11 protein-coding genes are annotated in these 12,760 nt (G+C 60.9%); 5 read left to right on the top strand and 6 right to left on the bottom strand.

Translation table 11 applies throughout. The annotated features are described in order from the left end of the window. Position 1 precedes the first annotated feature (1 nt). Together ACP15V_RS08165 and ACP15V_RS08170 are read left to right on the top strand one after the other, a co-directional pair. Positions 2-484 (top strand): CinA family protein, encoded by a 483-nt coding sequence (locus ACP15V_RS08165; protein WP_424943178.1) that lies wholly within the window; start codon positions 2-4, stop codon positions 482-484. A 163-nt stretch (positions 485-647) separates the two neighbouring features. Continuing rightward, positions 648-1,829: an ammonium transporter gene (locus ACP15V_RS08170; protein ID WP_424943179.1), complete on the top strand. Its 1,182-nt coding sequence runs from the start codon at positions 648-650 to the stop codon at positions 1,827-1,829. A 160-nt stretch (positions 1,830-1,989) separates the two neighbouring features. Here the strand turns inward: ACP15V_RS08170 and ACP15V_RS08175 are convergent, their stop codons facing one another. Next, positions 1,990-3,354, bottom strand: a complete 1,365-nt coding sequence (locus tag ACP15V_RS08175; RefSeq protein WP_424943180.1) for an MmgE/PrpD family protein — start codon at positions 3,352-3,354, stop codon at positions 1,990-1,992. Between the two features lie 112 nt (positions 3,355-3,466). Here ACP15V_RS08175 and ACP15V_RS08180 point away from each other — a divergent pair, with 112 nt between their 5' ends. After that, complete coding sequence (locus ACP15V_RS08180; RefSeq protein ID WP_424943181.1) at positions 3,467-4,759, top strand: HlyC/CorC family transporter; 1,293 nt, start codon at positions 3,467-3,469, stop codon at positions 4,757-4,759. Then, the gene (locus ACP15V_RS08185; RefSeq protein WP_424943182.1) at positions 4,756-5,376 is read left to right on the top strand and encodes a M23 family metallopeptidase; all 621 of its coding nucleotides are present in this window, start codon (positions 4,756-4,758) and stop codon (positions 5,374-5,376) included. The genes ACP15V_RS08180 and ACP15V_RS08185 overlap by 4 nt, the downstream gene beginning before the upstream one ends. A 72-nt stretch (positions 5,377-5,448) precedes the next feature. On the opposite strand, the gene ACP15V_RS08190 is transcribed toward ACP15V_RS08185, so the two are convergent. Then, on the bottom strand, positions 5,449-6,999 hold the full coding sequence (locus ACP15V_RS08190) for a helicase HerA-like domain-containing protein (protein ID WP_424943183.1): 1,551 nt from the start codon (positions 6,997-6,999) through the stop codon (positions 5,449-5,451). Positions 7,000-7,493: 494 nt separating this feature from the next. On the opposite strand from ACP15V_RS08190, the gene ACP15V_RS08195 reads away from it, so the two are divergent. Then, complete coding sequence (locus ACP15V_RS08195) at positions 7,494-8,171, top strand: invasion associated locus B family protein (RefSeq protein WP_424943400.1); 678 nt, start codon at positions 7,494-7,496, stop codon at positions 8,169-8,171. 195 nt (positions 8,172-8,366) lie between these two features. Here the strand turns inward: ACP15V_RS08195 and ACP15V_RS08200 are convergent, their stop codons facing one another. The 4 genes from ACP15V_RS08200 to ACP15V_RS08215 all read right to left on the bottom strand — a co-directional run bounded on the left by ACP15V_RS08200 (position 8,367) and on the right by ACP15V_RS08215 (position 12,732). Further along, on the bottom strand, positions 8,367-9,578 hold the full coding sequence (locus tag ACP15V_RS08200; RefSeq protein ID WP_424943184.1) for a beta-ketoacyl-[acyl-carrier-protein] synthase family protein: 1,212 nt from the start codon (positions 9,576-9,578) through the stop codon (positions 8,367-8,369). Positions 9,579-9,582: 4 nt separating this feature from the next. Further along, positions 9,583-9,846 (bottom strand): acyl carrier protein, encoded by a 264-nt coding sequence (locus ACP15V_RS08205; protein ID WP_424943185.1) that lies wholly within the window; start codon positions 9,844-9,846, stop codon positions 9,583-9,585. Between the two features lie 94 nt (positions 9,847-9,940). Further along, positions 9,941-11,050 (bottom strand): UDP-3-O-(3-hydroxymyristoyl)glucosamine N-acyltransferase, encoded by a 1,110-nt coding sequence (locus ACP15V_RS08210; RefSeq protein WP_424943186.1) that lies wholly within the window; start codon positions 11,048-11,050, stop codon positions 9,941-9,943. 98 nt (positions 11,051-11,148) lie between these two features. Continuing rightward, a complete protein-coding gene (locus ACP15V_RS08215) occupies positions 11,149-12,732 on the bottom strand; it encodes a L,D-transpeptidase family protein (RefSeq protein WP_424943187.1) in 1,584 nt (527 codons plus the stop codon). Between the last annotated feature and the right edge of the window lie 28 nt (positions 12,733-12,760).

Raw genomic sequence — 12,760 nt, forward strand, 5'->3', positions numbered from 1 at the left:
CATGCGCGTTGCCGACCTGCTTGATCTGTGCCGCGCCAAGGGGCTGAAAATTGCCACCGCCGAAAGCTGTACCGGGGGCATGGTGGGGGCCTGGATCACTGCGGTCCCGGGCAGTTCGGATGTCTATGATCGCGGGTTCATCACCTATTCAAACGCCGCCAAGACCGAGATGCTGGGGGTCAGCCCTGAAACCCTGCACGCCTTTGGGGCGGTCAGTGAGGAGGTGGCGCGAGAGATGGCGGCGGGGGCTCTTCAAAACGCGCAGGCCGATATCGCCGTGTCGATCACCGGCATCGCTGGCCCCGGCGGGTCAGAGCACAAGCCCGAAGGGCGGGTGTGTTTTGGCATCGCCACCACGGATGACACACATAGTGAGACGATCGAATTCGGCGCGCCGGGGCGCGATGCGGTGCGCCAAGGGGCCGCGCAACACGCCCTGTCTCTGCTGCTGGACGCTGCGGGGCGCGCCCGACCCCGTCCGTAAATCGCCGCCGTTTACGCCACCCAGCAGAGCAACGCGCCCATATTTTAGGCGACGCGCGAAAATCCCCCCTTCAGACGCGCCCTGATCGCGGCTTTTCTCCTCATCCACGCAGATTTCCGCCATTTCGATAGGCAATTGCGAAATCGGATCGAAGGGGACTGCAATGAATGCCGCCGATACAGCCTGGATTTTAACCGCAACGGCCCTGGTGCTGTTCATGTCACTGCCGGGGCTTGCGCTGTTTTACGGCGGCCTTGTGCGGGCGCGCAACGTGCTGTCGGTCTTCATGCATGTCTATGCCATCGCCTGTTTGATGAGCGTGTTGTGGTTCATCGCGGGCTATTCCATTGCTTTTGGCGGGTCAGATCACGGCGTCTGGGGCGGCTTGGGCAAGCTCTTTTTGAACGGAGTCAGCATCGACAGCCTGTCGGGCACCCTGCCCGAGGTATTGTTCTTTGCCTTCCAGATGACCTTTGCGGTGATCACCCCGGCGCTGATCGTCGGTGCCTATGTGGAACGGGTGGGGTTTGGTTTTGTCCTGACCTTCTCGGGTCTTTGGATGCTGTTGGTTTACGCCCCGGTGGTGCATTGGATCTGGGGCGGCGGCATGATGTCGGATGGCGGCATTTTCGGTGACATTGGCACCAAGGATTTCGCCGGTGGCATCACCGTGCATGAAACCGCAGGCATCGCCGCTCTGATCATCGCTTATGTGCTGGGACCGCGCAAACACCGCACCACGCCGCCGCACGCACCGGGCCTTGTGTTCATGGGCGCGGGCATGTTGTGGGTGGGCTGGTTTGGCTTCAATGGCGGCTCGCAACTGGCCGCCGATGGCGGGGCCGCCATGGCGATCACCGTCACGCATATTTCCGCCGCGACCGCCTCGCTCACCTGGGCCGTGTGGGAGCGGATCAAATATGGCAAAGCGTCGCTTGTGGGCATCGTGACCGGCACCATCGCGGGCCTCGCCTCGATCACGCCCGCATCAGGGTTTGTGGGTCCCGTTGAGGCGCTGATCATTGGCGCGGTGGCCGGGATCTTGTGTCAGGAAGCGGTGAACTTCGTGCGCAACAAGATGAAAATCGACGACACGCTGGATGTGTTTGCGGTGCATGGCGTGGGCGGGATTTTTGGCACGCTCATGATCGCCGCCTTCGGCCACGGGGCGTGGGTGGCGCAGGTGGGGGCGCTGGTCATTGTCGGCATCTTCACCTTTGTCGTGACGCTGGCGCTGGTGAAACTGGTGGCCCTCATCACGCCAATCCGGGTGGATCTGGAAACCGAGACCAACGGGCTGGACCTGTCGGCCCACGGGGAACGCGCCTACGACTTTACCTCGTAACGCAAGGTTTGACCGCCCGTTCCTGACTGTCAGGGCGGTCATTGGGCGCGCATCGGTCGACGGGGCCATCCTGACCAGGCCCGATTGACCGCTCACTTTTGATGCGCGTCGTGGCGGGGGCCTTCGGGCCTCCGCCTTATTTTTCTGATGTGAACGCCCGTCACGCCAGCCGCAGCAGCCGGGTCAGGGCCGCCAGATCCGGGCCGTCCTCAACCATCACCGCCGCCCACAACCGGTCCGCCTGCCCGCCCACGAGACTGCGGGATTTGGCGCGCAATTTTCGGCTGCGCGTGTCGATCTCCATCGGGGTGTCCAGATCGTGCTCTACGCGCTTGCGCCCCTCACTGGTGTCGATCTCCAGCACCGCTGCGGTTTCTGGCAGGCTGTCATCGCCGATCACCTCCAGCTTGGCCGCCAGGTCGACCAAATCCGGGTCCAGCGCCAGATCGTCGGTGAAGCTGTCCAACGCGCCCGTGTCGCGCCCCGCAATCGCCATCGCCGCCACATGGGCGTATGAAAACTTCACCTCCAGCCCGGTTTTGGGCGCGGGGATGTTGCAGACCGACAACCAGCGCGGATGGGTGTTCAGGCGCATCGACTGGATTGTGTCGGGTTTCAGAAACAAGGGCGACAGCGCCTCGAGCATCGCGTGGGTGCCGTGGCAGCAGGCGTGGAACTTATGGCTGATCGTGAGGATCTGCCAGTCTTGCCCCAGGCCATCAAACGCGCCCTCGTTGGCCTCGCCCGCATGTGTGGGGCCAAACCCTTGCGGCCCGGCAATCCCATCGGGGGCCGACAAAAACCCGGCCCTGGCCGCAAATGCAGCTTCGACCCCGGTCTGGGCGGCCATCCCGGCGTGATAGGGTTTGCCCATCGTGCCAAACTGGCTTTTCAGCCCCGCCGCGCGGGTGGCGGTCAGGCCAAGGGCATGGGCGGTTTGATCGGCAGTTAGTTGCAAGAGCCGCGCCACACCCACCGTGGCCCCAAAGGCCCCTGCCGTGGCGGTCTGATGAAAACCGGTCTGGTAATGGCTGCGCCCCAACCAGATGCCCATCCGAATGGACGCCTCGACCCCAACCAAGGCAGCCTCCAACAGGTCCGGCCCGGTTGTCCCGTCCGCTTCGGCCTCGGCCACCGCCAAAACCGCCGGGATCACCGCCACCGAGGGGTGGCCGATATGGGCGAAATGCGTGTCGTCATAATCCAGCGCGTGGCTGGTGGCCCCATTGATCAACGCCGCCGCGCGCGCTGGCAGACGGGTTTGCGACCCGATCACACTGGCCTGCGCGTTGCCCCCATCCGACAGGCCCATGTCGCGGGTGATCCGCGCCACCGGCTCGTGCACCCCCGCCATCGCAACCGACGCCCAGTCCAGCAGGGACAGGCGCATCATCCGCAGCGCGTCAGTCTCCTTTGCCAAAGGCGCATGGGCAAAGGCCACCAGCGCGGCCGACGGATCGCGCGCGCGCGTGGATGTATCTTCCTTTAAAGACGTCACTGCCTGTTCGGATTGATGTTCTTCCATCACCCACTCCCTTGAAAACAATCGGTCTTGAGCCCATACATCCCTAAGGGGTTTCGATTGCAACAAAAAGCCGAAACCCGATTGTGACATCATAAAGGAGAAGGCCCCCATCATGCTCGACACCAGTTTCTGGATCACCGCCGCCGCCATTCTGGCGCTTCTGGTGCTGTCGGCCTTTTTCTCGGGCTCGGAAACCGCCTTGACGGCGGCCTCTCGTGGTAAGCTGCGGTCACGTGCCGACAAAGGCGATCGGGGGGCGACCCGGGCGCTGGATATCACCGAGGACAATGAACGGCTGATCGGGTCGGTCCTTTTGGGCAACAACCTTGTGAACATCCTCGCCACCTCGCTGGCGACGGCATTGTTCACCCGGCTTTTCGGCGACAGCGGTGTGGCGCTTGCGACCCTGGTCATGACCTTGCTTGTTCTGATCTTTGCCGAAGTCCTGCCCAAAACCTATGCCATCACCCGCCCGGAAACGGCCGCCGGCGCGGCCTCGGGCCCGATTTCCTTTATCATCCTGATCTTTGCGCCCATTGTGGCGGCCGTGCGCAGCATCACCCGCGTGGTGCTGCGGATCTTTGGTGTACAGACCGACCCGGACAGTCAGATCCTCGCGGTGCGCGAAGAGATTGCCGGGGCGATTTCCTTGGGCCATTCCGAAGGCGCGGTGGAAAAGGAAGACCGCGACCGCCTGCTGGGCGCGCTGGATCTGGGCGACCGTGTGGTGGAAGAGATCATGCTGCACCGCTCGAAGATCGAAATGCTGGACGCAGACGCCCCGGCCATCGAGGTGCTGGAACAAAGCCTCGCCTCGCCCCATACGCGCCTGCCGGTGTTTCGCGAAGAGCAGGAAAACATCATCGGTTTGATCCACGCCAAGGACCTGAGCCGCGCCATGTATGCCTATCAATCCGAGGGCAAATCGCTGGATGATTTCGACGTGATGCAGGTGGCGAAAGAACCCTATTTCATCCCCGAAACCACCACGCTTGATGACCAGATGCGCCAGTTCCTGCGCCGCCACACGCATTTTGCCCTGGTGGTGGATGAGTATGGATCGCTGGAGGGGCTGATCACGCTTGAGGACATTCTGGAAGAGATCGTGGGCGAGATTACCGATGAATTCGACAGCGCCGAGGAAGATGAAATCACCCGCACCCCGGATGGGCATTTCCTGATTGACGGGGCCATGACCATCCGCGACCTGAACCGCGCGCGCGACTGGCAATTGCCCGATGACGAGGCCAACACCATCGCGGGGCTGGTCATTCACGAAGCACAGATGATCCCCAATGAAGGACAGGTTTTCAGCTTCCATGGGTTCCGCTTCGAAGTTCTCAAACGTGAGGGCAACCGCATTGCCGAACTGAAGATCCGGGCGCTGAAAGAAGACCACCGATGATCCGGCTTGCCGCTTTGATCGCGATGGTTTCGCTGACCGGTTGCGTGACTGGCGGCTCTGGTACAGCGGCGTCTTATCGTCCGCATGTCGACGCCATCCCACTGACGATGCCCAAAGGGGCGCATCCGATTGCCCAGCAATTCATGCCCCTGTCCCCCGGCGGTGGCGCGGGTCACAAGGGTATCGATATCGCGGCCCCCACCGGCACCCCGATCCTTGCTGCCGCCCCGGGCCGGGTCACCATCAGCCTGTGGGAACCCGCCTATGGCAATCGGGTGGTGATTGAACATGGCGTGGACGACCAGGGACGGCGGGTGCAAACGCTCTATTTCCATCTGGAGACGCGTTTGGTTCAGGTCGGAGATCGCGTGGATCGCGGCGAGCAGATCGGCACCCTTGGCGCAACCGGTGTCCTGGCGTCTTACCCCCATCTGCATTTCGAATATCATCGCGAAAACGCCCCCGGCGCCCGAACAGCGTCCGGAACCAACTGGTGGCAAGGCATGACACAGTTGGACCCGAACCGTTTTTGGGCCGATGGTGTGGGGCGCGTGACCTGTTTCACCGGGCAAGACGAGCCTGCGGACAAGATCACCTACCCGACCGCGTGCCACTAAGCGCGGACCTGATTTGGGGCCTCGCGACGCCAGCCTCCTCCGAACCGCTTTAGGACCGTCCCGTAAACCGGATCACCGCCCCTTGAACAGCGATCCAAAAATGCCCCGCACAATGCGCCGGCCCGTGGTGCCTTTCAGCTCTTTGATCACCACGCTGGCCACGGCTTCGCCAAAACTCTGGTCAGATTTGCGGCGCGGTTTGCGCGAGGTCGACCGGCCCACACGATTGCCGGAATAGCGCCGCCCGGCGCGATATTCACGTTCGGCAACAGTTTCGGCTTCTTCTTCGGCACGTTCCGCCTCTTCCGCCTCTTTTGCGGCCTTCTCGGCCCGCGCCCGCAGCTGTTCAAACGCGCTTTCGCGATCCTTCAGCTCTTCATACTTGCCAGCAATCGGCGACGCCGCGATCAGTGCCTTGCGCGTGACCGCATCCACCGGGCCAAGTTGCGACGAGGGCGGGCGGATCAACGTCCGCTCTACCACGCCCGGCGCGCCTTTTCGTTCCAGAAACGAGGTCACCGCCTCGCCCACCCCCACTTCGCGGATCGCGTCTTCGGTGGAAAAGCGCGGGTTGTCACGATAGGTCTCTGCGGCCTGACGCAGTTCCTTGCGATCCTTGGCCGTAAAGGCGCGCAGCGCGTGCTGCACCCGGTTGCCCAGCTGGCCAAGAATATCTTCGGGCACATCCGCCGGATTTTGCGTGCAGAAATAAACGCCAACACCTTTCGACCGGATCAATCGCGCCACCTGCTCCACCTTGTCCACCAGCGCCTTGGGCGCGCCGTCAAACAGCAAATGCGCCTCGTCAAAGAAGAAAACCAGCTTCGGTTTGTCCGGATCCCCCACTTCGGGCAGCTCTTCAAACAGCTCTGACAAAAGCCATAGAAGGAAAGTGGCATAGAGCTTGGGCGCGCCCATCAGCTTGTCGGCGGCCAAAATGGAAATCCGCCCGCGCCCGTCCGTGTCTGTGCGCAGGATATCGGAAAGCTCCAATGCGGGTTCGCCAAAGAGCCGGTGCCCACCCTGGTTTTCGAGCACCAGAAGCGCGCGCTGGATCGCCCCCACCGACGCGGTGGACACATTGCCGTATCTCAGGCTGAGATCCTTGGCGTTTTCGCCGACCCAGACCAGAAGCGCCTGCAGATCCTTGAGATCCAGAAGCGGCAGCCCCTGTTCGTCGGACACGCGAAAGGCAATGTTCAACACGCCCTCTTGTGCCTCTGTCAGGTCCAGAAGCTGCGCCAGCAGAAGCGGCCCCATTTCCGTGACCGTGGTGCGGATCGGATGGCCCTGCTCCCCATAAAGGTCCCAGAACGTCACCGGGAAGGCCGCATAGGAATAGTCGGCAAAGCCGATCTTTTCGGCGCGCGCGGTGAAGGCGTCGTGGAGTTTGAACCCCTCGGACCCGGCGACGGCCAAGCCCGAAAGGTCGCCCTTCACGTCCGACAGAAAGACCGGCACACCCTGCGCGGCAAAGCTTTCGGCCATGATCTGCAACGTGACTGTTTTACCGGTGCCCGTGGCCCCGGCCACCAACCCGTGCCGGTTGGCATATTTCAGCAAAAGCCCCTGTGCCTCGGCATAGTCCTCGCCGCCGCCCCCGATGAAAATACGCTCGCTCATACCGCCCCGATGCCCCGCTAAAATCGTTTTGAAACTGCCTGTTGCAGTGGATGTGCGCACTGCGCGCCCATCACAGTTCTCCCTGACAATACAAAATTAACCCTTATGTGAAAGAGTGAATTCATTCCCGATGGGCAAGCGTCCCGGGAATACTTCCTCCCTGTCAGACTGCCGCGCCTTTTGGGCGCGGCTTTTTTCTGATCCAGATCAAATCCCCCCTTGACCCCTGCGACCTTTCGTCTTAGCGTCCACGCATAAGCCGGTCAGTCCGGCAGGGAGAGAATTGGAAAGGGATCCGCAGCGTCGGGTCCTTTTCTTTTTTTCTGCGCAAGATCCGGGGCTTGGCGACCCGCTTTCAGGGATCTCCGCGGTTTCGGTGATCTCTGCAAATCAGCGGATTTCCCCAATTTCTGCCTTTTCGGACTGACAGCTTCGGCGTCCCATGATATGCCCAAGCTCAATGAAACCTTGGACGTTGGAAAAACGGAAATATGATGAAGGCTGAGCTGATTAAATCCCTCTCCGTCGCTGCAATTCTTGCCATGGGCACCGCTGCACTGGCCCAAGACGGAACTGAACCCGCTGCCACCGAAGGTGAAGCAGCTGAAACCACCCAAGCGGCCCCGGCGGACGGTGCTGGTGAGACCGCTGGTGAAGCCGCGGAGGGCGGCCTGTCGATGGGCACCGAAGTGGCGGAAGGCGAACTGAAACCCGGACAACCCTATGTGCAGGAAAAAGAGGGCGACTGGGAAATCAAATGCCTGAAAAATCCAGATGGTGATGATCCTTGCCAGATGTACCAGCTTTTGACCGATGAGCAGGGCAATTCGGTGGCTGAAGTGTCGATGGGCAAACTGCCCGCCGGTGGTCAGGCTGTGGTTGGCGCCACTGTTGTGGCCCCGCTGGAAACCCTGCTGACCCAGCAGCTGACCATCAGCGTGGATGGTGGCCAGACCCGCCGCTATCCGTTCCGCTTCTGTGCCCAGCCCGGCTGTGTGGCTAATATCGGCTTCACCTCGGGCGAAGTGGCCTCGTTCAAGAAAGGCGCCAAGGCAACGGTGACCATCGTTCACGCCGCCGCCCCGGGCCAGAAAGTGAACCTGAACATGTCGCTGACCGGTTTCACCGCCGCCTATGACAAGCTGGTCACACCGAAGGTCGCAGAACAGTAATCCGGATGTCACCGGAGACCAGAAACGCCGCCCTAAAGGGCGGCGTTTCTTTTTTCAAAACAATATCTTAAAGCGTTTCGAGATAAACTTGAGTCACAAGTTGATTTAGAAACGCCCGCAACATCAGTAGGATCCGAGCGTTTCGCCTCATTATTGTGTCTCAACAATAAGTCGAAACGCTTTAATGACAGGCGTTTAGCTGAACTTACGCAACGCCAGAACCGCGTTCAGCCCGCCAAAGGCGAACGCGTTTGAAAGCACAGCCTGCACCCTTGCCACACGCGCCTCGTTTGGCACCACATCCAGCGCGCATTCCGGATCGGGCTCTTCATACCCGATGGTGGGGGGAATCACCCCTTCGGTCAGGGCCATGATACAGGCCAACAGCTCTACCGCGCCGGTGCCGCCGATCAGGTGCCCATGCATGGATTTCGTCGAAGAGATCATCAGATCATCTGCATGATGTCCAAAGGCATCCGCCACGGCCGCACATTCCGTTTTGTCATTGGCCGCTGTGCCGGTGCCGTGGGCGTTGATATACCCCACCTCTTCCACATCTAACTGCGCGTCGGTGAGCGCCCCCTTGATGGCGCGCGCCGCCCCTTGTTTCGACGGCATGACAATATCGGCCGCGTCAGATGACATGGCAAAGCCTGCCACTTCGGCGATGATTTCGGCACCACGCGCCTTGGCATGCTCATATTCCTCGAAAACAAACACCGCGGCCCCTTCGCCTTGGACCATGCCATTGCGATTGGCGGAAAACGGGCGGCAGGCGTCTTTGGACATCACGCGCAGCCCTTCCCATGCCTTGATCCCGCCAAAGCAAAGCATCGCCTCGGAGCCACCAGTGACCATCACATCGGCCATGCCAGAGCGGATCATCTGCATGGCCTGCCCCATCGCGTGGTTGGAACTGGCGCAGGCGGTGGCGACGGTAAAGCTTGGCCCCTTCAGGTTCCATTCCATCGACACATGGCTGGCCGCCGCATTGTTCATCAGCTTCGGCACCACAAAGGGATGCACCCGATTTTTGCCGTCTTCATAGACGGATCGATAGTTTTCATCGAGCGTGTTCATCCCCCCGCCCGACGTGCCCAGCACCACGCCAGAACGCGTCGCCAATTCGCCGGAGAACACCAGCCCGGACTGGTCCAGCGCCTCTTTGGCCGCCAGAAGGGTGAACTGGGTAAACCGATCATAAAGCGAGATTTTCTGGCGGTTGAAATGCGCCTCGGGGTCGTAGCCCTTGACCTGCCCGCCGATGCGGATCGACAGGCGCTCCACATCCTGAAATTCCAGTTCCGAAATGCCGCAGCGCCCTTCGCGCATCGCGTCAAAGGTTTCTGCCACATTGCGGCCAAGAGCATTGATTGTGCCCTGCCCCGTGATCACCACGCGCCGCATGGGATCAGGCGGCCTGTTCTTTGATCAACCCTTCGACGGCGGTGATGATCGCCGCCACGGAGGAAATATCAAAATCACTTTCGCTGGGATCATTGGCGTTGAATGGCACCGAAATATCAAAGGCTTCTTCGATGGCAAAGATGCTTTCCACCAATCCAAGACTGTCAATGCCCAGATCTTCGAGCGATTGTTCCAGGCGCACATCGCCGGGCTCTAACACGGCCTGTTCGGCAAGTATGGCGATCACGCGGTCTTTAATATCAGACATGTTCCGTCCTGCTTTCCTGCATGGCCCTGTTTCCTGCCTTATTTAGGCAATGGCGACCCACCACTCAAGTGGCGGGTCCGGGGCCATATGTCTTTCACCCGTCCTTATCTGTCAGCTTTGCAACAGTTTTTTGAAGGTCGCGCAAAGTTTGGGCCAGTCGTGGCAAGCGGCGCAACTCGCGGCGAATGGCCATTTCGGTTTCGATCTTCACCGCAGGGCTGCCCAGCACCGCGCGGCCAGCTGGCACATTGGTATAGATATTGGTGCCGCCCCCGGCGATCACGTCATCGCCGATGAAGATATTGTCACTGACACCGACCTTGCCCCCCAAAACCACACGGTTGCCGATCTTGGCAGATCCCGACACGCCCACATTGCCGCACATCATGACGTGCTCGCCAACAATGGCGTTATGCCCCACCTGGACCTGACAATCGATCTTGGTGCCCGATCCGATCTGTGTGGCACGGATGGTGCCCCGGTCGATGGTCGAGGTGGCACCCACTTCAACATCGTCTCCGATGTCCACCCCGCCCAGCGAATGCACCCGCGCCCAATGGGCACTGCCTTCCACCTTGTCCTGCTCTTCCCCCTCGGCCATGCCACCCCGCAGGCTCTCCACCGCGCTTTCCTTATCCAGCGTCACAAACGAGAATCCGTCCCCGCCAATCACCGCGTTGGATTGCAGGGTGAACCGGTCGCCGATGGTGCAAAGATGCGCCACGCGCGATCCGGGATGCAGGGTGACATCGTCGCCAATGATCGTGCCATATCCGACCGAGACATGGGCGCCGATCGTGGCATTGGCACCGATTTTGACACCGGCCCCGATCACGGCCAGCGGGCCAATTGCCGCGCCTTCGCCGATCTGCGCCGTTTCATCCACAACAGCGGTCGGGTGAATGCCGGGGACCACGCCCAAACCCGGGTCCAGCGCTTTGGTCAACAGCGGCATTGCTGTCTTGCCACGTTTCAGGCTCACAGCGCCCTCAAGACCCAGCGCCTGCCAATCTGCCCCGTCCCACAAAAGGGCTGCCCTGGCCTGTCCCTTTGCCAACCCATCCGCATATTTCGGGTCCATCGCCAGGGCCAATTGGTCCGCCGTTGCTTCCCCCGGTTCTGCTGCCCCGGTCAATACAATATCGCCACGCCCCAGAACCTCGGTTCCCAGGGCGGTCGCAATCTCGGCAAGTGTGAATTGCATCTGTCTCTCCTTGTGGGGGGCCTGACCGCATGTGACACCAGGGACGGGCCCGAACACCGGGACAATTTACCACGCCCCGGCATATCTTACACAAGGATTTAGCTGCCTACGGCACGAAGCGCCACCCCGGCTTTGTTCAGCGCGGCCCATACCTTTGCGTCACGCCCATAGACATCGCGGCGATAATTGGCACGCCCCTTGGCGGGCATAACTGCGGTCCGATAGACAATATGCACCGGCACCGGCGCTTTCAGGTCAATCCGGGTTTCGCGCCCGGAGTTCAAAGCCTTGTGGAAGGTGCCCTTCGGGTCGGAACTTTGCTTTTTCAGCAGCGCATAGGCGAAATCAAACGGGTCCCCAAGTCGGATACAGCCATGGCTGAAGGCGCGCACTTCGCGGGCAAACAGGCTTTTGGAGGGGGTGTCATGCAGATAAATATTGTGCTTGTTCGGGAACATGAACTTGACCAGGCCAAGCGCGTTGCGGCTCGACGGCGGCTGTTTGATGGCGAAAGGAAACGACTTTGCCGTGTATTGCGTGAAGTCCACTGCACCGCGGTTTACGGTGCGCCCCCGGCTGTCGATCAGCTTCAGATGGCTCACCGCATTGCGGTTCTTCTTCAGCATCGGCAGGTATTCCTTGGTGGCAATCGAACGCGGCACGTTCCAGGTCGGGTTCACCACCATGAATTCCATCACGTCGGAAAATTCCGGGCTGCGACGATCAGAGGTGTTCTTGCCGACCACAGACCGGGTCTGGAAGGTGACTTTGCCCCCATCCATGATTTTCGCGCTGAAATCCGTCAGGTTGACCCAGATATGGCGCTTGCCCCGCTCGATATTCATCCAGCGCTCGCGCTCCATCGCCACCAGGATCGAGGCCAGCCGTTTTTCAATACCGGTATTGATCTCGGCCATCGTGCCGGTCCCGGCGACCCCATCCGCGGTCAGCCCGTGATCCATCTGGAACTGCTGCACCGCTTTCTGGATCGACGCGTCATAGCTCTGGCTGGCGGATCGCTTCAGGTACCCCATCGCCATGAGGCGATTGCGCAGCGCCACCACCGCAGCACCCGACTGACCAGGTTTGAGCGATTTGGCTGGCACTTTTGCCCCCCAGCCGCCCTTGCCCAGTTGCTTTTCCAGCCGCAGCTTTTCCTTCATCAGCCGCTTGTATTCCGGGGCTTGCGGCGGCAGAGCCTTCAAAAACCCCGAGGCGCTCGACCTGGCGAAGGCTGCCAGCAATTTGGCCCGGTCCCGCAGGGGCACCTGACGCACGATGCCGCTGTCCACCCGTTTCGGGGTCAGCACACCGGTTTGCACGTCCTGCGCATAATCCAGAAACAGTTTCGACATCTGAACTTCAAGCTTGCCCAGATCCCGGATGCTTTTGACCGACCGCAGATTGGTCGTCAAAAGCTCGGTATCGTAAGCCGCGACCGGAAGACCATGGTCCGCCGCCCGCGACAGCGCCTGCAACAGCGCCTTGCGTCGGGATCGATCCTTGTTGCCCTTGCCGGTCCAGATCGGCGTATACCCATTGGCCTTATAGAACGCCGCCACCGAGGAATCGCGCGCCGCCGCTTCGGCAACCGCCTGTGCAAAGGCCGAGGGTTTCGACTGCGCACGTGCCGGTGCCCCGGCAGACAGCACAAACAGCCCTAGGCTCACTGTCCAAACCATGAAAAACTTCAGGAAATTTGCTTTTCGC

Source organism: Aliiroseovarius crassostreae (assembly GCF_049803815.1).
GTDB lineage: Bacteria > Pseudomonadota > Alphaproteobacteria > Rhodobacterales > Rhodobacteraceae > Aliiroseovarius > Aliiroseovarius crassostreae_A.